General features: G+C 36.9%; 13 protein-coding genes and 1 other annotated feature. Of the genes, 5 read left to right on the top strand and 8 right to left on the bottom strand.

Annotated features, from left to right (window positions below):
- Nucleotides 1-427 precede the first annotated feature (427 nt).
- Nucleotides 428-1,690, bottom strand: a complete 1,263-nt coding sequence (tyrS, locus tag R4Z10_RS04750; RefSeq protein ID WP_338472058.1) for a tyrosine--tRNA ligase — start codon at nt 1,688-1,690, stop codon at nt 428-430.
- A gap of 69 nt (nt 1,691-1,759) precedes the next feature.
- Nucleotides 1,760-1,988: a binding site (T-box leader), on the bottom strand.
- Nucleotides 1,989-2,132: 144 nt separating this feature from the next.
- Here tyrS and R4Z10_RS04745 point away from each other — a divergent pair.
- A complete protein-coding gene (locus R4Z10_RS04745) occupies nt 2,133-5,063 on the top strand; it encodes a transglycosylase domain-containing protein (protein ID WP_338472057.1) in 2,931 nt (976 codons plus the stop codon).
- A gap of 59 nt (nt 5,064-5,122) precedes the next feature.
- Here the strand turns inward: R4Z10_RS04745 and acsA are convergent, their stop codons facing one another.
- Nucleotides 5,123-6,838: an acetate--CoA ligase gene (acsA, locus tag R4Z10_RS04740; protein WP_338472056.1), complete on the bottom strand. Its 1,716-nt coding sequence runs from the start codon at nt 6,836-6,838 to the stop codon at nt 5,123-5,125.
- Nucleotides 6,839-7,071: 233 nt separating this feature from the next.
- Here acsA and R4Z10_RS04735 point away from each other — a divergent pair, with 233 nt between their 5' ends.
- Genes R4Z10_RS04735 through R4Z10_RS04725 form a run of 3 tightly spaced genes read left to right on the top strand, consistent with a single transcriptional unit; the run spans nt 7,072 to nt 9,567 of the window.
- The gene (locus tag R4Z10_RS04735) at nt 7,072-7,704 is read left to right on the top strand and encodes a GNAT family N-acetyltransferase (RefSeq protein ID WP_338472055.1); all 633 of its coding nucleotides are present in this window, start codon (nt 7,072-7,074) and stop codon (nt 7,702-7,704) included.
- Nucleotides 7,705-7,753: 49 nt separating this feature from the next.
- Nucleotides 7,754-8,404 carry an acetoin utilization AcuB family protein gene (locus tag R4Z10_RS04730; protein WP_338472054.1) on the top strand — a complete coding sequence of 217 codons (651 nt, stop codon included), beginning with the start codon at nt 7,754-7,756 and terminating at the stop codon, nt 8,402-8,404.
- Nucleotides 8,401-9,567, top strand: coding sequence for an acetoin utilization protein AcuC (locus tag R4Z10_RS04725; protein WP_338472053.1), 1,167 nt, complete (start codon nt 8,401-8,403; stop codon nt 9,565-9,567). The genes R4Z10_RS04730 and R4Z10_RS04725 overlap by 4 nt, the downstream gene beginning before the upstream one ends.
- A gap of 127 nt (nt 9,568-9,694) precedes the next feature.
- On the opposite strand, the gene ccpA is transcribed toward R4Z10_RS04725, so the two are convergent.
- Nucleotides 9,695-10,699, bottom strand: a complete 1,005-nt coding sequence (ccpA, locus tag R4Z10_RS04720; protein WP_338472052.1) for a catabolite control protein A — start codon at nt 10,697-10,699, stop codon at nt 9,695-9,697.
- 256 nt (nt 10,700-10,955) lie between these two features.
- Entirely contained in the window at nt 10,956-12,032 is a 1,077-nt protein-coding gene (locus R4Z10_RS04715; protein ID WP_338473163.1) for a bifunctional 3-deoxy-7-phosphoheptulonate synthase/chorismate mutase, read from the bottom strand.
- 189 nt (nt 12,033-12,221) lie between these two features.
- Between R4Z10_RS04715 and R4Z10_RS04710 the strand changes: the two genes are divergently transcribed.
- Entirely contained in the window at nt 12,222-14,369 is a 2,148-nt protein-coding gene (locus R4Z10_RS04710; protein ID WP_338472051.1) for a cell division protein FtsA, read from the top strand.
- Nucleotides 14,370-14,528: 159 nt separating this feature from the next.
- Here R4Z10_RS04710 and R4Z10_RS04705 read toward each other — a convergent pair whose 3' ends face one another.
- The 4 genes from R4Z10_RS04705 to R4Z10_RS04690 form a co-directional block, all read right to left on the bottom strand.
- On the bottom strand, nt 14,529-14,981 hold the full coding sequence (locus tag R4Z10_RS04705) for a YtxH domain-containing protein (protein ID WP_338472050.1): 453 nt from the start codon (nt 14,979-14,981) through the stop codon (nt 14,529-14,531).
- Nucleotides 14,981-15,424, bottom strand: coding sequence for a DUF948 domain-containing protein (locus tag R4Z10_RS04700; RefSeq protein ID WP_338472049.1), 444 nt, complete (start codon nt 15,422-15,424; stop codon nt 14,981-14,983). The genes R4Z10_RS04705 and R4Z10_RS04700 overlap by 1 nt, the downstream gene beginning before the upstream one ends.
- A gap of 210 nt (nt 15,425-15,634) precedes the next feature.
- Nucleotides 15,635-16,939 carry a UDP-N-acetylmuramate--L-alanine ligase gene (murC, locus tag R4Z10_RS04695; protein ID WP_338472048.1) on the bottom strand — a complete coding sequence of 435 codons (1,305 nt, stop codon included), beginning with the start codon at nt 16,937-16,939 and terminating at the stop codon, nt 15,635-15,637.
- 471 nt (nt 16,940-17,410) lie between these two features.
- Nucleotides 17,411-20,599, bottom strand: a complete 3,189-nt coding sequence (locus tag R4Z10_RS04690; RefSeq protein WP_338472047.1) for a DNA translocase FtsK — start codon at nt 20,597-20,599, stop codon at nt 17,411-17,413.
- Nucleotides 20,600-20,619 lie beyond the last annotated feature (20 nt).

Genomic DNA, 20,619 nt, shown 5'->3' with positions numbered 1-20,619 from the left:
TAATTATTATATTATTTCAAAATAGTCGATTTGTCAACAAATATTCTGAATAATTTTATTGTTTAAAAATATGCAAGCGATTTCACATACTTTCTTTTCTCTAGAAAACTTATCCACCCAATCAGAACCGCCTCATATTGTTTGTTCAAATGCTCTATTCTCTCTCGTGGCTTTCTTGCACGCTTTCTTATATTTGATACGTTGTATAGACTTTTCGTCTCTAACAAACTATTAAAGCTATCGATTGCACAAATAGTCAAAATATTATTACCCCAAATTCAATTCTATGTAACATTTTATTTGAAGATTTTTACACTTCGGAAGAATCGTTTTTTGGTGGTTTTTTGATAGTTACGTTATTTTTATAAATACTTATATCAAAAACCCCTAAAAGTGATCATCACAATTAGGGGTTTTTTGTATAATTTTATACATATTTAATTAAAAAGTATTTCTTTTTACCGCGGCGAACAACGGTAAATTGGCTCTCAATTCGATCTTTTTCAGAAACAATATAATCGGTTTCAGTAACACGTTGACCGTTAATTGAAATCGCTCCATTCGTAACATCCTCACGGGCTTGCCTTTTTGAAGAAACAATTCCAGCTGCAATGAGTAAATCTATAATTATGATATCTTCTCCTGTTTTGTGTTCGTATGATGGTACATCTTTAAATCCTTGTTTAACTTCTGCAGCTGTTAAGTTTTGGATTTCACCCTTGAACAGTGCTTCTGTAATCTTAATTGCTTGGTCAAGAGACTCCTGTCCGTGAATAAGTCTTGTCATTTCTTCTGCTAATGCTTTCTGTGCTTTTCGTAAATGCGGTTCTGTTTTTACTGATTCCTCTAATTCTTCTATCTCCTCTTTGGATAAAAATGTAAAGAATTTCAAGTATTTAAGAACGTCTGCATCAGCTGTATTAATCCAGAACTGGTAAAATTCATATGGCGATGTTTTTTCAGGATCTAGCCATACTGCCCCACTTTCTGTTTTTCCAAACTTTGTTCCATCAGCCTTTGTTACAAGTGGAATGGTTAGCCCAAACGCTTTAGAGCCTTCTGATGCCATTTTACGAATTAATTCTAATCCAGTTGTAATATTTCCCCACTGATCGCTTCCACCGATTTGCATTTTACAATCGTAGTTTTGGTATAGATGCAAGAAGTCCATCGCCTGTAAAATTGTATAAGTGAATTCAGTAAATGAAATTCCCGTTTCTAAACGATTGGCCACCGTATCTTTAGCTAGCATATAATTTACACCAACATGTTTACCGTAGTCGCGTAGGAAAGTAACTATATCCATTGAGCCAACCCAATCATAGTTATTCACCATTTTGGCGCCTTGCTCACCGTCAAAATCAAAAATGTGACTTAATTGCTTTTGAATACATTCTACATTGTGTTGGATCGTTTCGGTTGTTTGCAGCTTCCGTTCTTCACTTTTACCACTTGGATCACCAATCATACCTGTTGCTCCCCCGACAAGCACAATCGGGCGGTGACCTTGCTTCTGGAATCGTCTCAATGTCAAGAATGGTAATAAGTGACCAATATGCATGCTATCCGCTGTTGGGTCTACACCACAATATAATGAAATCTTTTCCTTTTCTAATGTTTCCTTAATGCCTTCTTCATCTGTCTGCTGGTAAATAATCCCTCTCCATTTTAACTCTTCCAGTAACTCCATATTAACTCCTCCTAAAATGATAACGTAAGCTCCTTGCTTCAAAAAAAATAAAAAACGTCCCTGCAATTATGCAGGGACGCAGTAAATATGCGCGGTACCACCCAAATTGAAGAAAAAAATTTCTTCCACTCAAATAAGATAACGGTTTATCCGGTCACCGCTAATAGAAATCAAACATTCATTCACAGTGAAAGCTCTGGGAGGTAATTCATAACGTCTATATGCACTGGCTCACAGCGACCGCCAGCTCTCTTTAGCAGGGATAGAGGCACTACTAGACTCCCTTCATAGCTTTTTATTCATTTACTTTTATACTTTTTTAACACAATTCTAAATCATTGTCAAATATTGTTAGCAAATTCCAACAAAATTCTACAACCTTTTCGATTTCGTTCCTTTGTTTATGATATAATGGATGATGATTTTGGAGGGGATTTATTGAATGAAATTTGATCAATTAAAGTGGAAAAATTACATACAGAAATTATTGTATCCATATAAGGAAAAGGAATTTAAGAAAAAAGCAAGTATTGTTTATCAAATATTATGGAATCTTGGGCTTATTTTTATCATTGTTCTTGTACTTGGTACCGCGTTTGCAGGTGGAGTCGGTGCAGGCTATTTTGCTTCTTTAGTAAAAGATGAACCCATTCGTTCGTACAAAGATATGAAGAAAGACATTTATAATTACGAAGAAACATCTGAATTATATTTTGCTAACAACGTCTATTTAGGAAAGCTCTATAGCGATATTGAACGGGAAGAAGTAAAGTTAAAGGATATCTCCCCTCATCTAATTGACGCTGTCATAGCTACAGAAGATCAATATTTCTATGAACATGAAGGAATTGTTCCAAAAGCGATCCTACGAGCTCTCTTACAAGAGGTTACCAATTCATCTGTACAAACTGGAGGAAGTACACTTACACAACAATTAATCAAAAACCAGATCCTTACAAATGAAGTTTCCTTTGAAAGAAAAGCCAAAGAAATATTGCTTGCCCTACGACTTGAAAGGTTCTTCTCCAAAGAGGAGATCCTTGAAGCATACTTAAACGTTTCGACGTTTGGACGTAATTCTTCAGGTAGGAATATTGCAGGAGTACAATCAGCGGCAAAGGGAATATTTGGCGTTAAAGCGAGCGAATTAACTTTACCTCAAGCAGCTTTTATTGCCGGACTCCCACAAAGTCCTTTTGGTTATACACCTTACACAAACAAGGGGGAAATCAAGAATAACCTTGAACCCGGAATTACAAGAATGAAGATTGTTTTAAACAGAATGTTGGAAGATGGAAAAATCTCAAAAGCACAGTATGACCATGCAATTGCCTATGATATTACAAAAGACTTTATTACGATACACGAAAATCCTATTGATGAGTATCCATGGGTAACATTTGAAATTGAAGATCGCGCAACAAATATATTGTCTGTTATTTTAGCTAAAAAAGATGGATACAGTGAAGAAGATTTACAAAAAAATGATGCCTTAAAACAAAGATACCTTACACTAGCTGACCGTGATATTCGGCAAAACGGATACCGGATACACAGTACGATTAATAAAGATATTTATGATGCCATGCAAGATGTTGTTGCACAATTTGAGTATTTCGGTAGCGACAGAACAAAAAAAGCAATCGATCCTGAGACAAAAGAACCTATTACAGTAGCAGAACCCGTTGAAACAGCATCCATTTTAATCGAAAATAAATCAGGTAAAATTATCAGCTTTGTAGGTGGACGTGATTTTAATCGTGAACAAACGAATCGTGCAACAAACGCCATACGTCCAAATGGTTCTACGATGAAGCCTTTGCTAGTTTATGCACCTGCTTTTGAATTAGGTACTCTTTCACCTGGAAGCATTATACCTGATGTGCCGTTATATCTTAATCCATCTACCCCAAATAAAGTATGGCCTAGGAATGTCAATGGTCGCTATAACGGACTAGTTACTGCAAGAGCTGCCTTATCAAATTCATATAATATTTCAACTGTAAAGGCCTATGTAGACATTTTAAATGCGAGACCTGCCCAATACTTGGAAAAAATGGGTTTTAGCTCTCTAACAGAGGCTGACTTCATCAATCGCTCTACCGCTCTTGGTGGTTTAACAAATGGAGTAACAGTTGAAGAAAACACAAATGCATTTGGAACTTTTGCCAATAATGGTCAATTTATTGATGCCTATATGATCGAAAAGATTACAGATAAAGAAGGCAATATTATTTATCAGCATGAAGTAAAACCTGTTAATGTATTTAGTCCACAAACGGCTTATTTAACTTATGATATTTTGAGAGATACGATTAGCTCAGGAACAGCAACCTATCTTAATAGAAGTCTAAAATTTAGTTCAGACTGGGCCGGAAAAACAGGGACAACCCAAGATTATAAAGATGTATGGTTTGTTGGAGTAAATCCAAATGTTTCTTTTGGCGTATGGATGGGTTACGATACGCCAAAACCACTAGATAAAACCTATCGAGGAATGGCTTACCATAATCGTAATCTTTATTTGTGGGCTCAATTAATAAACAAAACCCAGGAAATCGCACCAGAACTTGTTGATCCAAGTGAACCCTTACCGAGACCAAATGGAATTGTCTCACGTTCATTCTGTGGAATCACGGGCTTATTACCTTCAAAAGATTGTGCAGATGCCGGACTTGTTCGTACAGATTTATTTAATGAGAAATTTGTACCAAAACAAGGGGATATTAATTTAGAAAAAGGTCGATTTGTTACGATTGGAAATACAAAATATACAGCGTTAGCTTCTACCCCTGAAGAGTTTGTTGAAACAGATTTTGTCTTAGATACCGATACGATTCAAAAGTTCTTTGGAATATCTACCGATCCAAGTAAGTTAACGATCAATAACCAATCATTAGATAGCACCCTCTCGGCAACGAGGACCTTAAAGGAAAATGGTAAATCTCCATCGGCAATGAGTATTACAGCCTCAGGTAACAGCCTAAGTTGGGGAAATCATCCAGAACCTGATATTATCGGTTATCGTGTTTATAAAAACGGCGCTAAAATTGCCACTATTAAAGCAGGACAGTCCCTTTCATATCAAGGAGACCCTGGTTCCTATTACATTACAGCTGTTGATATAGCAGGGCAAGAATCAGCTTCATCTAATGTAATCGCACTTGGACAACCAACTACACCGTCCCAGCCTACTCCTAGCGAATCGGCTGCACTGCCAGAGCCACCAAATCCTGCACAGCCGCAAACCGAAGGAGAGACGGAACCAACAAATCCTGCACAGCCGCAAACCGAAGGAGAGACGGAACCACCTAATCCTGCACAGCCGCAAACTGAAGGAGAGACGGAACCACTTGTAGATCAATCACAATAATTTTAACCAAAAAGCACCTTCAATTTTTTTGAAGGTGCTTTTTGGTATATTAAATAGGATTAGTCTTCCATCGTTGAAAGATCACCAGTCGGTAAATTAAGTTCCCAAGCTTTAAGAACACGGCGCATAATCTTACCACTTCTCGTTTTTGGTAATTTATCACGGAATTCAATTTCTCTTGGTGCAGCATGTGCGGCAAGCCCTTTTTTCACAAATTGTCGAATATCATCAATTAACTCATCAGTAACTTCATAGCCACTACGTAAGGCAATAAATGCTTTAATAATTTCTCCACGTACAGGGTCTGGCTTTCCAATTACCCCTGCCTCTGCTACTGCAGGATGCTCAACCAGCTTGCTTTCTACTTCAAATGGTCCTACTCGTTCGCCCGATGTCATAATGACATCATCAATTCTGCCCTGGAACCAGAAGTATCCATCTTCATCCATATAAGCCGAATCTCCTGATACATACCAATCATTCGGTAGAAAATAAGACTCATATTTTTGGGGGTTATTCCATATCTTATACATCATGGATGGCCAACCCTTTTTGATCGCTAAATTTCCCATCCGATTAGGCGGAAGCTCGTTTCCTTGATCATCGACAATTGCCGCAACTACCCCTGGAATTGGTTTGCCCATTGAACCAGGTTTAATTTGCATACAAGGATAGTTACAAATCAATTGAGCACCTGTCTCAGTCATCCACCAAGTATCATGAATACGTAAATCAAAAACTTTCTTCCCCCAGCGGACCACTTCTGGATTTAGAGGTTCTCCCACACTTACGATATGACGTAGATTTGATAAATCAAACTTTTTAACAACCTCATCACCGGCACCCATTAACATGCGGAAAGCGGTTGGTGCACTATACCAAACCGAGACCCCATAATCTTCAAGCATTTTATACCACGTTTCAGGATTAAAGCGACCACCAACAATTAAGTTTGATGTTCCTGTTAACCAAGGCCCAAATATTCCATAAGACGTTCCTGTTACCCAACCAGGGTCTGCTGTACACCAAAATACATCATCATCTTTTAAATCAAGCACCCATTTTGCCGTTTGATATTGTTGAATCATCACATTATGAACATGTAATACACCTTTTGGGCTTCCAGTTGATCCAGACGTGTAATGAAGAATGAGTCCATCATTACGATCTACCCATTCAATGTCTAGTTTTGAACTGGCTGCTTGAAATCTTTTATTAAAATCAACGATATATTCATTTTCTTCTATGTTTTCACCAATAACAAAGATATTTTTTAATGAAGGCAAGTCTTCTTTTGGTACTCTTTGTAATAGCTCCTTTGTAGTAACCAGTATTTTCGCTTCACTATCTTGCAATCGGTCCCGAACGGCTCCCTCCATAAAAGCTTCAAATAACGGACCAACAATCGCTCCTAATTTGATGGTACCTAGTACCGAGAAATAAAGTTCAGGTGATCTAGGCATAAAGATAAATACCCGATCCCCTTTTTCTACCCCATATTCCTTAAATAAATTTCCTGCTTTATTTGAAAGCTCTTTCATTTCCTTAAATGTATACTTTTCTTTCCGATTTCCCTCATCATAATATAATGCCACTTTATTTTTTCTATAAGAGTCGGCATGCCTATCAATCGCCTCATAGGCTATATTCAACTTACCAGTTTCATGCCAGGAAAAATTCATCTCTGTTTCTTTCCAATCAAATACATTGTATGTATCTTCATAATTTTCTAAGTTATAATCTCCAGTAATTGCTGGTATTGCTTCCACTTTCATTCGTAGAGTCCTCCTTTGTTGTCAAATAAACTATTATTTTATTTAGTAACAAGTATATTCTTATTTTTTTGAATATTCAATAGTATATTTGTAAAAATTACAATTTTTTAGAAAAATAAAATTATAATATGCTAGATTGAACAATAATTTATCTTTTTATGTATAATAAAGTAGATGCTCAGTATTACTGAAATCAACAACTCAGCTTATGGCTGACTGAAGTAGGTGCCAAGATGGAACATATTAAGACCTATTATCAACAAGAATTTTTAACCTCCTATGGAAATTTAATTATTGAAGGTCCCGTTTCAAGTGAAACGTTAAGGGATTTGTCATTACATAAGGATTTAACCTCCTTCCGACCTCCCGAGAAGCAACATAAGGCTTTAATCGAAATTGCCGATTTGCTAGAAGGGAGGATCATTATTGCCAGGGATAAAGAAACCATTGTCGGTTATGCAACATACCTTTATCCAGATCCTCTTGAACGCTGGTCGGAAGGGAATATAGAAAATTTGATTGAATTAGGTGCAATCGAGGTAATTCCCCTGTACCGTGCAGCGGGTGTAGGAAGGAATATTTTATTACTGTCGATGTTGGATGATGCCATGGAAGACTATATCATTATAACTACTGAATATTACTGGCATTGGGACCTAAAAGGGACGGGTTTAAATGTATGGGACTATCGAAAAGTATTAGAAAAAATGATGAATGCTGGTGGGTTACATTGGTATGCAACAGATGACCCTGAAATTTGCTCACATCCTGCTAACTGTTTAATGGTAAGAATCGGCAGCCGAGTGCAACCAGAAGCAATTGAAAAGTTTGATGCAATCCGCTTCAAAAATCGATTTTTTTATTAATAGTCAAGGGAAAGCGCCTAGCCAAGCAAATAAGGAAGGAGATGTATAGATGATTGTAGAGGAAATCATGACAACAAATTTGATTACACTAAACGAAGAACAAACGATTTCAGAGGCTCATAAGCTCATGCATCTACATAAAATTAGACATATTCCTATTTTAGATAATAAGGACCGTTTAATTGGTCTCGTATCTGATCGAGATGTTCGAGATGCTTTACCTTCTATTTTAATAGATATAGAAAAGGAAAAGGATGTCCTTCATTTACCGATAAAGAAAATTATGAAGACTAACCTAATTACAGGTCATCCGCTCGATTTTGTTGAGGAGATCGGGGCCATCTTTTATGAACATAAAATAGGCTGCTTACCCATTGTACGAGATCATCAACTGGTTGGCTTGATCACCACTTCGGATTTGTTACATTCATTAGTTGAGCTAACTGGTGCCCACCAACCTGGGTCGCAAATAGAAGTGAAAGTACCGAATCAAGCAGGCGTACTCTACGAAGTTTCAAAGTTTTTCCATGCTCGCAAAGCGAAAATTTTAAGTGTTCTTTTATACCCTGATAAAAGCGATGAAAGATTTAAAGTATTTGTCATCAGAGTCCAGACCATTAACCCGACTGATATCATTAATGACTTAAAAAATGCTGGCTATGAGGTATTATGGCCTAACTTACCGGGGATGAATAAATGAAGGACGATTCCGTATTTATTTATTCCCCCGAGCTATTAAACTATAAATTTAATAAACATCATCCTTTTAATCAGGTAAGAATTCAACTCACACTAGATCTTCTTAAAAGGATGGGGGCAATTAGAGACCATCAAATGGTTTCTCCCCGTCCTGCAACAAGAGAAGAACTACTGCTTAACCATGACCCCGGATTTGTAGAAGCTGTTACATTGGCAGGAAATCATGGAATTTCAAAAGAACTTAGCGAAAATTATGGGCTTGGTACCGAGGACACTCCGATTTTTACTAATATGCATGAGGCTAGTTCACTTCTTGTTGGCGGTACTCTAACTGCTGTTGATCATGTCATGAGCGGAAAAGCACGTCATGCTCTTCATCTTGGCGGAGGACTACACCATGGGTTTAGTGGAAAAGCCTCTGGTTTTTGTATTTATAATGATTGCTCGGTAGCCATTAAATATATGCAAGAAAAGTACGGTGCACGTGTATTGTATATTGACACTGATGCACATCATGGAGATGGTGTCCAATGGTCCTTCTATGATGACCCTAACGTCTGTACCTTATCAATACACGAGACAGGCCGTTATTTATTTCCTGGAACGGGCAACATTACAGAAAGAGGACAAGGACAAGGATATGGATTTACCTTTAATGTTCCTGTAGATGCCTTTACAGAGGACGAATCATGGCTGCACTGCTGTAAAACAGCCATGAACGAAGTCGCTAACTTTTTCAAACCAGATGTGATTTTAACTCAAAATGGAGCTGATGCCCATTATTTAGACCCCTTAACTCATCTATCTTGTACAATGAATACGTATAAGGAAATTCCTAAAATAGCACATGAAATTGCCCATCAATATTGTGATGGCAGATGGATTGCTGTTGGTGGGGGTGGCTATGACATATGGAGTGTGGTACCAAGGGCATGGGCTCTTATTTGGCTTGAGATGACAGAAAATCTTACAGAACTTACCCAACTTCCAATGAGCTGGATTGAAAAATGGCAGTCACACACTACGGACAAACTCCCTTTAAAATGGGATGATGGTGATCAACTATATTCACCTATTCCAAGACGTGCTGAAATAACAGAAAAAAACGAACAAACACTCGAACGTGCATTGTATCCGATTAGAGATAGGAAAAAAGCGAATTAAATATAAAACCCATATAAAAAATTGGTATCTGTTCTAACAAGCATGTTATTCGATAGGTTATCCGATTTTTCCAACATAAAAAGGTCACTAAGAGGTGACCTTTTTCAGATTGTTTTCGTATTATAAATTATTGTTTTGTAGATGCCCTTTCTTCAAGTCGATGTGGAAGGATTACCTTTTGTTCTGGTACTTCTTCTTTGTTCATTAATTTTGTTAATAAACGCATGGCTACCGCACCAATATCATATAATGGCTGAACGATGGTTGTTAATTGTGGTCGAACCATTAATGATAATTTTGTGTTTTCGGAAGTAATGACTTCAAAGTTTTCTGGAATTACCAATCCTTTATCTGCTGCCCCATGCACAACTCCTAAAGCCATCTCATCAGATGCCACAAAGACTGCTGTTGGTTTTATATCTGACTCTAAGAATTTCTCAAAAGCTTCAATCCCAGAATCATATGTATAGTCGCCTTCTTGAATGAGATCCTCATTATATTCAATTCCCGCTTCACTTAGTGCACGTTTGTAACCAACTAGCTTTTTTTCAACATTAACAGGTTCATGCATTGGCCCGATTACCATCGCAATTTTCTTATGACCGCGTTCAATAAACATCTTAATAGCATCATATACAGCTTGTTCATGGTCAATATTGACCGATGGAATTCTACCTGTTTCTTCCATAGCACCTGCCAATACTACTGGAACGGGTGATCTTTCGAATTCGGAAATATGTTTATCTGTAATATTACCGCTCATAAATACGAGACCGTCTACTTGTTTCCCAAGCATCGTATTAACTAACCGTAATTCTTTATCTATATTTTGATCAGAATTGCTTAAAATAATATTATAATTATACATCGTTGCAATATCTTCAATTCCCCTGGCTAATTCAGCAAAAATCATATTTGAAATATCAGGAATGATGACTCCAACGGTTGTTGTCTTTTTACTTGCAAGACCTCTTGCCACCGCATTCGGACGGTAACCTAACCGATCAATTACTTCATTTACTTTTTTTCTAGTTGTTGGCTTTACATTTGGATTTCCATTAACTACCCGGGAAACGGTTGCCATCGAGACATTAGCTTCCCTTGCCACATCGTATATGGTAATATTGTTCATTCATTCCACTCCTCATTTATAGATCAATTGGATCCATCGATTATCTTTATATTGCCCTTTTTCATTGTATTCCATATTTTTATTAATAAAATTTAACTATTCACTATTGATACATGACCTTTAATATACGTGAGTCTGTATAAAGCTGCAATATTATTAACTAATTTTAACATATTTTTCATATTTATTATGGAAAGACCACGAAAAAACCTTCCTATAGTTGGAAGGTTTTTTAAAAAGAATGATCAACGGTATACTATGCTTTAGCAAACGCAACTTTTTGAATTTCTGTCCAAAATTCATCAAATTGCTGTAAATCCATTTGCTGAGCAGAATCTGATAAAGCAACAGCAGGATCTGGGTGGACTTCTGCCATTACACCATCAGCACCAATTGCAAGGGCAGCTTTAGCACATGGTAATAAAATATCTCTTCTTCCTGTAGAATGGGTTACATCAACCATTACAGGTAAGTGTGTTTCTTGTTTAAGAATTGGTACCGCAGAAATATCCAGTGTGTTTCGTGTTGCTTTTTCATACGTACGAATCCCACGCTCACAAAGGATAATTTGGTCGTTCCCACGTGACATAATATATTCAGCAGCATTAATGAATTCATCTAATGTCGCTGAAAGGCCGCGTTTTAACAGAACAGGCTTATTTACTGAACCAACTGCCTTTAATAATTCAAAGTTTTGCATATTACGAGCACCAATTTGAATCACATCTATATAATCTAATGCCTTTTCAATGTCAGTCGGCGTAACAATCTCACTAATAACAGCTAGATCGAATTCATCAGCGACCCTTTTAAGAATCTCTAGCCCTTCGACACCAAGTCCTTGAAAATCATATGGAGATGTTCTAGGCTTAAAAGCGCCACCTCGTAGCAATTTAAGTCCTTTCGCTTTAACTGACGCAGCGACAGTTGCAACTTGCTCATAGGATTCAACTGAACATGGACCAAAAACAAAGCTTGGGATCCCATTTCCAATAATCTCATCTTTAACGGTAACAAGTGTATCTTCAGCCTTTTTCTTACGAGAAACAAGTAAGGCCTTTTTATGATCATCTTCTTGAAGAGTTAAACCAGCTTTAAATATTTGCTTGAATAGATGGATAATAACAGAGTCTTCAAAGGGACCATTATTGTTTTCGCGAATTAAATCAAGCATATAACGTTCACGTACTGGGTCATATTTATTAACCCCTTGAGATTCTTTAACACGACCTATTTCTTGTACAGCACGTGCTCTCTCGTTAATTAAATCCAGTAATTGTAAGTTAATGTCTTCAACTTTCTGTCTTAATTGATCCAATTCATTATTTCCCAATTTTTTCGCCCCTTTTTGTCGATCATCGATGATCATGAATTTCTTTATCGACCTATAAAAATATGATACATTTTTTATGATTACGGTTATTATATATGAATTAATTCCGAATGTCACGCATTTTTTCTTTTTTGCTTAAACGCTTTTATGCATTAAAGTTATAAAACCAATTTAAAGTAGGTGTATCCTTTGGAAAAACGGAAGAAACTTTTTGCTTTAGATATTGGTACTCGATCAGTCGTTGGCATCATATTAGAGGTCCACGAAAACGAATATGATGTAATCGATATTTTAACAGTTGAGCATTCTGAACGTGCGATGCTCGATGGACAAATCCATGACGTTCTAGCCGTCTCCAAAATAATTAATAAAATAAAAACAGAATTAGAAAAAAAACATGGTCATTTAAGTAAGGTAAATGTTGCTGCTGCCGGGCGTTCATTAAAAACCGAACATGCTCAAGTTACAATCGACATTGCTGGAAAACCGATGATTGAAAAAGAGGATATTTTGCATTTAGAGCTAAGTGCTGTTCAAGAAGCCCAAGGATTAGTAGCCGAGAAACAAAATAACGATGAAAAACATCAAAACTATTATTGTGTTGGTTATTCTGTTTTAGATTATAAATTAGACGGCGAACCCATCGGGAATTTAATTGATCAGCAAGGAGATAAAGCATCCGTCGAAATTATCGCAACCTTTTTACCAAGAATCGTTGTCGAATCATTAATTGCTGCTCTTCAACGAGCCGATTTAGAGATGGAAGCCTTGACACTTGAACCAATCGCTGCGATTAATGTTTTAATTCCACCATCAATGAGGAGATTGAATGTAGCTCTGGTTGATATTGGCGCCGGGACATCTGATATTGCCATAACTGACTTTGGGACGGTTATAGCTTATGGAATGGTTCCTGTTGCAGGGGATGAAATAACAGAATCAATTAGTGACCAATACTTACTAGACTTTCCATTGGCAGAGAAGGCAAAGAGAGATCTATTAATCAATCAACATATTAAAATGACAAATATATTAGGATTTGAAATAGAAGTATCTAAAAAAGAAGTCATTGATAAGATTACTCCTGCCCTAGAAAAGTTAGCAAATTCAATTACAGATGAAATTTTTAGATTAAATAATGGAAAACCTCCTAAAGCGGTTATGCTTGTCGGAGGAGGAAGTTTGACACCTGAGATCACAATAAAAATTGCTCAAATGCTAAATCTTCCGGAAAATCGAGTAGCTATTCGTGATATTGACACAATTTCATCTTTAACATTAGCAGATGAAATTGAAAAAGGGCCAGAGTTAGTAACCCCAATTGGGATTGCAATTTCTGCCCATAAATCACCTGTTCAATATCGAACCGCCTATGTGAACGAACAACCGGTTCGCTTATTTCAAATAAACCAGTTAACCGTGGGGGACTGTCTACTTGCTAGCGGAATCAAAATGAATAAATTATATGGGAAACCTGGATTGGCTCTAATTGTGACTCTTAATGGTCAAACGATTACAATTCCAGGAAGTCATGGGGAGTCACCTATCATATTAAAAAATAATTTACCATGCAGCCTGGAAGATTCTATCGAAAATGGGGATCATCTAAATGCAATAAAGGGAAAGGATGGCATTCATCCAACGGTTAGAATTAAAGATTTGTTGGATGGAATTCCAAACAAATCAGTAAAAATCAATGGAAAGCCATACACCATATATGCAAAAGTAACTTGTAATGGAAAAGAGACGTCTCCTGAAACGATTCTTTCTGATCGTGATGATATCCAATGTGAATTTTCTGAGACGATTGAACAGTTATTTAAAGAACTGAATTTACAAAACGAAATTGATATCTTACGACCTTTTAGAATTAATTTAAACGGGAAAGAAACATTCATTCCACCATTTTCTGGAAAGTTATTTAGAAATGGAATAGAAGTTAAATTATCAAGCGGCTATGATCATTTAGACGAGTTCGTCATTGAAGAAAAGGTAAAGCCAACAGTTAGAAAATTAGCTGAAATTAAGCAGATTATGCTTTCTCAAAGTATACCTGTTACGTATAACGGAAAACCCCTTCTGTTGACAAAGCATATCACTGAATTGAAACGAAACAATGAAGTTTTATCGGAAGTTGATTATATTAACGATGGGGATATTATTACCTATGAGCAAAAGAAGCTAGAGCCCTTTATTTTTCAGGATTTATTTAAGCATATTCAAATTAAAATGCCAAAGACTTCAGGTCTCTTTACTCTGCTGCGAAATAATCAACAAACAACGTTTTACGGGAAAATTGAACCTGGTGATGAACTTAAGATTGAGTGGCCTACCTGATTAAAAAAACTTCTATCAGTGGGGAGTTCTTCCATCCCCACTAATGGCTAGTCCGCAGAGCCTAATTGATTTATCAAAGGACTAAAGACTAAAGCCAAAAGATAAATCTTATTTCACCAATAAAAAGACCAAAAGAGACTAAAGTTTAGTCTCTTTTTATCAATGACCTAATTTACTCTCTGTTTCATCGAATGCTTTTTTCGTTTCATCAAGTTTTCTCTGAATTTCTGATTGTGAATCCTGTTGGAATAGTTCGTCGATTGGATTTTCTACATCTCCGTCTGCTGGCTTTAAATTTTTAACCTTTTTGACTAAGTCAACGGACTGTTCAGAGACCTTTCTTGAAATAGTTGAGGTTTTGTCTTTTACCGTTGAAGATAATTCGTTGCCCTTTAGGACTGCCTGGCTACGTATGTGATCCGTTTTATCTCTTAACGTAAAAGCTTGATCATTGAGATCCTGACGAAATTCTCTTCCAGATTTTGGAGTAAATAATAGCGCGGCAAGAGAGCCTATAATAGCTCCTGTAACTGCGCCAATGACAAAATCCTTGGCATGAATTCCATCGTCTCTCTTATCGGATTCAAAGCTGTTACGTTCAAAATTAGCCATTACAATTCCTCCCTTTGCGGAATATACTTTCTCTGCTTTCTTTCCTGCCATTTTTCCTTTAAATCAAGTATAACTTGTCCCCATTGTACTACATTTACAAGTTTGTCTTTATTTTCATCAAACTGTTCATTGATTGAAACAGACATATTTTGGATAGAACCATTGAATTTCCTTACTGATTCCCCAACATCTTTTACAGCATCTACAACACTGTTCAAACTTTCTGCCTTATTCTGAATATCGCTAGTTAGTTCATTCGTTTTATGTAATAGTATTGTTGTTTCCTTTGTTACCCCATCTAGTTGTTTTTCAAGACCAGACAAAGTACTAGCTAGATTATCAAGAGTTCCTCGTAATGACTTTAAAGTCTTTGATAAATAAATGACTAAAATAAAAAAAGCGATCGCAATTAAGGCTACACTTAAATATAGAATGATTTCCAAGATAACACCCCCTCTACTCCCCTTTTTCTATCTATACCCGTCAATCCTTACAAGTAAACATTTTGTTTAGATAGATTTGGCCTTTATTTATATAACAAATCTTACCATACTCCAGTCCACTTTCAATTCATAACCTTGCTAAATTTTTAAAATTTTTTTCGTATAAAAAAAGAAGTATTGGTGATCAAAGTCATCAATACTCCTTTTATCTTACGAATGTGTTAACAAGTTTTCATAGGCTACTTGAAACTTTTGTATGTCCCCTGCTCCCATAAAAATAATTACACCTTGCTCATGTACTTGTAGTGGTGTCATATCTTCTTCATTGATCATTTCAGAATCAGGAATTTTTTCCTGTAAATCATTAATGGATAATTTCCCATGATTTTCTCTAGCAGATCCAAAGATTTCACATAAATACGTTTTATCTGCCAAATTAAGACTTTCTGCAAAAAGATCCAAAAACGCTTGTGTTCTTGAATAAGTATGTGGCTGAAACACAGCGACAATTTCACGATCCGGATACTTTTGTCGTGCAGCTTCGATCGTTGCCTTAATTTCTGTTGGGTGATGGGCATAGTCATCTATAAGAATTTGCGAACCCACATTCTTTTCTGAAAAACGTCTTTTAACACCTTCGAAATTTAAAAGCCTTTGTTTTACAATGTCAGTGTCAATTCCCTCGTATTGACACAAAGCAATGACAGCCAGCGAGTTCAATATATTATGATCGCCATAGCTTGCAATTGAAAAAGTATCATAAAATGTATTTCTAATAAATACATCAAAAGTTGTACCTTCCGTCGTTTTCACAATATTACGGGCTTGGAAATCATTATCATCACCAAGACCATAAAAAAGAACCGGAACTTTTGCTTGAATTTTTTGTAAGTATTCGTCGTCTCCACAAGCAAATATCCCTTTATTTACTTGCATCGCCATCTCCTGAAAAGCCGCACATACATCATCAATATTGGCAAAGTAATCAGGATGATCAAAATCAATATTGGTCATGATTGCATAATCTGGAAAATAGGATAGAAAATGTCTACGATATTCGCATGCTTCAAATACAAAGTATTCCGCACTCTTCACACCTTTACCTGTACCATCGCCAATTAAATAATTAGTTGGCTTAGCACCGCCCAGAACATGAGCGAGCAAACCAGTCGTGGATGTTTTTCCATGTGCACCTGTAACTGCTACACTCGAGAATTGTTTCAAAAAGTCACCTAGAAACTGGTGATAGCGCACAATCGGAAGACCGAGCTTCATTGCCTCTTGGATTTCCTCATGTGTATCTGGAAATGCATTTCCAGCAATAATGGTCATTCCAGGCTGTATATTTTCTTTTTGAAAAGGAAGGATCTTTATTCCCGATTGCTCTAGTGCGATTTGAGTAAAAAATCGCTTTTCTACATCAGAGCCTTGAACTTTCTCGTTCATGTCATGTAGTATTTGCGCAAGGGCACTCATTCCTGATCCCTTAATCCCTACGAAATGGTAATTTGTCATACAAAGAACCTCCAACCGTTGTCAATCTGTAAACAGTATATGATCATTAAATCAAATTCGCTCCGTGATTTGCGCCAGGATTATTTTATCACGCGATAGAACGCCAAATCTAGTGGCTTATGCCTGACTAGGACGTTCTATCCGTTGTCGAACTCACACCGATATAATACCTTAAGAATTCCGTGGCATCCCGTCGGAGGTTTAATGCTTCATTCAGCCGAATTTCTCCCACTGGATCAGAAAACCTTTTTAGATTTCATTTCCTACCTTTAGACGAGGAGGATTTCTGGCGGTACAAAAAGCTCTACTGATATTTTATTTGCTCATTTACCATTTACCATGAATGACTCGTTCATATCTTATTATATGTAGTATCTCTCTCTAACTAAAATCATATTTATATATTATAGCATCATTAGGAAATATAGGGAACTTTGTTTTTTCACAAGGCACTCCCCCTTTTCCTAAAGATTAGTGTAATGTTTCTAAATCAGTATCCGTAAGATACACTTCTCTTGGTTTACTGCCTTTTGATTCTGATATATATCCATGAAACTCCATCATGTCAATTAATCTTGCTGCACGGTTATAGCCAATTTTGAATCTTCTTTGCAGTAAAGAAGTCGATGCTCCACCGTGCTCAACAACAAATTCACAGGCCTCATAAAACAATTCATCTTCTTCTTCAACTTGTGTTTTTTTTAATAACTCCTCTTGTTGGAATAAATAGTTTGGCTCTCCTTGGTCCCTAACATGGGACACAACTTGATCGATTTCACTGTCAGAAACAAACGTACCCTGAATGCGAACCGGCTTGGGTGCCCCATTTTCCAAAAATAGCATATCCCCTTTTCCAAGTAGCTTTTCTGCCCCGCTAATATCAATAATGGTACGTGAATCAATTTGAGAGGAAACAGAAAAAGCAATTCTAGTTGGAATATTTGACTTAATCAGTCCTGTAATGACATCTACGGATGGCCTTTGGGTCGCAATGATTAAATGAATTCCACAAGCCCTAGCTTTTTGAGCAATTCTACTGATCGCTTCCTCTACGTCTGCTGGAGACATCATCATCAAATCAGCCAACTCATCAATGACAATAACAATATACGGCAATTTATCAGAATATTGCTTATGCATCTGTGCCAGTTCATTAAAACGAGTAATATCCCGTACACCTGTATGAGCAAATAACTCATAACGTCGCTCCATCTCTTCCACAGCCCATTTTAAAGCTGCTGTTGCCGCCTTCACATCAGTTATTACCGGACTGACTAGGTGTGGAATATGGTTATACGGTGCCAGTTCCACCATTTTTGGGTCAATTAATAACAACTTTAATTGATCTGGTGTCGCTTTGTATAAAAGGCTAACCAAAATGGTATTAATACAAACACTTTTCCCAGATCCTGTAGCCCCGGCAATTAGGCCATGGGGCATCTTTCTTAAATCAGTCACAATCGGTTTTCCAGAAATATCAAGTCCCAAAACAGCTGTTAATGGCGATTCCTGCTCATAAAATTCAGGTTCAGAGATAATTTCACTAATATTCACTGCTCTGCTATTCTCATTAGGGACCTCAATCCCGATAGTGTGCTTACCTGGGATCGGTGCTTCAATCCGAATATCCCTTGCAGCTAGACTTAACTTAATATCATCTGAAAGATTCGTAATTTTATTTACCTTTACGCCTGGTTCCGGCTGCACTTCAAATCTAGTGACTGCTGGGCCTTGTGTAACATTAACCACTTTAGCCCCTACATTAAAGTTTTTCAATGTACGATTTAACAGTTCTGATTGTTCATCGATCCAATCATTATTCCCTTCAACTAGAATTGGCGGATTTAATAGCATCATAGAAGGAAAGGAATATTGGGGTTCTTCTATTTGAAGGCTGTCCAGACGCTCTATGTTTACTCTATAGCTGGTCTCTTCTTGTTCTGTTTCCTCAGGATCTTTGAAATCCAATTGTTGTTCCTGTGGCACTTCCAATTCTCGTTGTACTGTATTTTGTTCATCAGATATTAGAACAAACTCACCTTCTGGTTGTAACGCTTCTCCACCTTGACTTTCTTGTTTTTGCGTAAATGAAGGGATTTGTACGCTATTTTTTTTTGAGTTTTTCGCATGATGTTTCTGCGATAGCTTTTGTTTATCTTGTTTCAACATGATGACATTGAAAGGAATCGACGACCTTTCTTTCGGACGTTCGGTCGCTTCAACTGGCTCCGATTCCAAATGTATGTCTGAACTCTCGTTTTGATGCTCACTATTTTTTGTTTGATCTGTTTCACAATTAGCTTGGCTCTCTTCTACTCTTTCCTCTTCTGCCGTTACAGCCACTTCAATCGATTCATTCATTATTAGATCCACAGCATCTGAACTTTCACTGGTTGACTGACGACTCTCTTTTTCAAATTTTGTACCCTCTTCTGCTAATGGTAAAGTTCCAATTAATTCAATTCCTTCACCCGATTCCTGTCCTTGATAAGCATGACTGCTTTCTTTTTGAATCATCTTCTCTACAGGAAGAGCCACTTCAACCGATTCATTCATTATTAGATCCACATCATCTGAACTTTCACTGGTTGAATGTCGACTCTCTTTTTTTAATTTTGTACCATCTTCTGCTAATGGTAAAGTTTCAATTATCTCAATTTCTTCATCTGGTTTCTGTCCTTGATAAGCAGGACTGTTTTCTTGTTGAATCACGTTCTTTACAGGTATAGCCACTTCAACCGATTCATTCATTATTGGGTCCACATCATCTGAACTTTCACTGGTTGAATGTCGACTCTCTTTTTCAAATTTTGTACCATCTTCTGCTAATGGTAAAGTTTCAATTATCTCAATTTCTTCATCTGGTTTCTGTCCTTGATAAGCAGGACTGTTTTCTTGTTGAATCACGTTCTTTACAGGTATAGCCACTTCAACCGATTCATTCATTATTGGATCCACAGCACCTGAACTTTCACTGGTTGAATGTCGACCCTCTTTTTCAAATTTTGTACCATCTTTTGCTAATGGTAAAGTTTCAATCATCTCAATTTCTTCATCTGGTTTCTGTCCTTGATAAGCAGGACTGTTTTCTTTCTGAACCACGTTCTGTGCAGGATTAGCCTGTAGCTCTAACTCCACCTCTTCATAATGATTTTCAGCTTTAATCGGTCTCTCCTTAAACCCATAGACAGGAGATGGAATTATGGTTGGTTGAAATGGGCGATTTCGTCTTGGATCATTAGCAGGTTCTTGATGCTTTCTTGTTGGTTCTTGTTTAATTTCACTTGAAAACATCCGAGTCTCTGTTGTTTGTTCTTCTCTTTGGTTTGTATATCGATCTTCCTTTTCTGCTATTCGTCTGTTTTTTAATTCTCTTTGCCTAGGTAGCGTTGCTGTTTTCCTCTCTTGACGTCTATTTAAATGGTTATTAGTAGGAACAGCTTTCGGTTTGCTCTTATTTTCGTCACGGTCAGGTACTAATGGAAAACGGAATTGACCTTTTGGATATTGATAAGCAACTTTTGCGTTAACCTTTTTGCCATTTTCTAAACGTTGTTTTTGAATCAAGGGATGCAGCTGTTCATTTGGCTCTATACTATCTGTTATCGATTTAGAATCTTCCTCTTTGAAGAAACTAAACAGTTTTTTCATCCAATTCAAACTAGATCACTCTTTCTATC

The organism is Niallia sp. XMNu-256 (genome assembly GCF_036670015.1).
Classification (GTDB): domain Bacteria; phylum Bacillota; class Bacilli; order Bacillales; family Cytobacillaceae; genus Bacillus_BD.
Note: the sequence above shows the minus strand (reverse complement) of the source record. Positions and strands in the feature narration are given on the sequence as shown.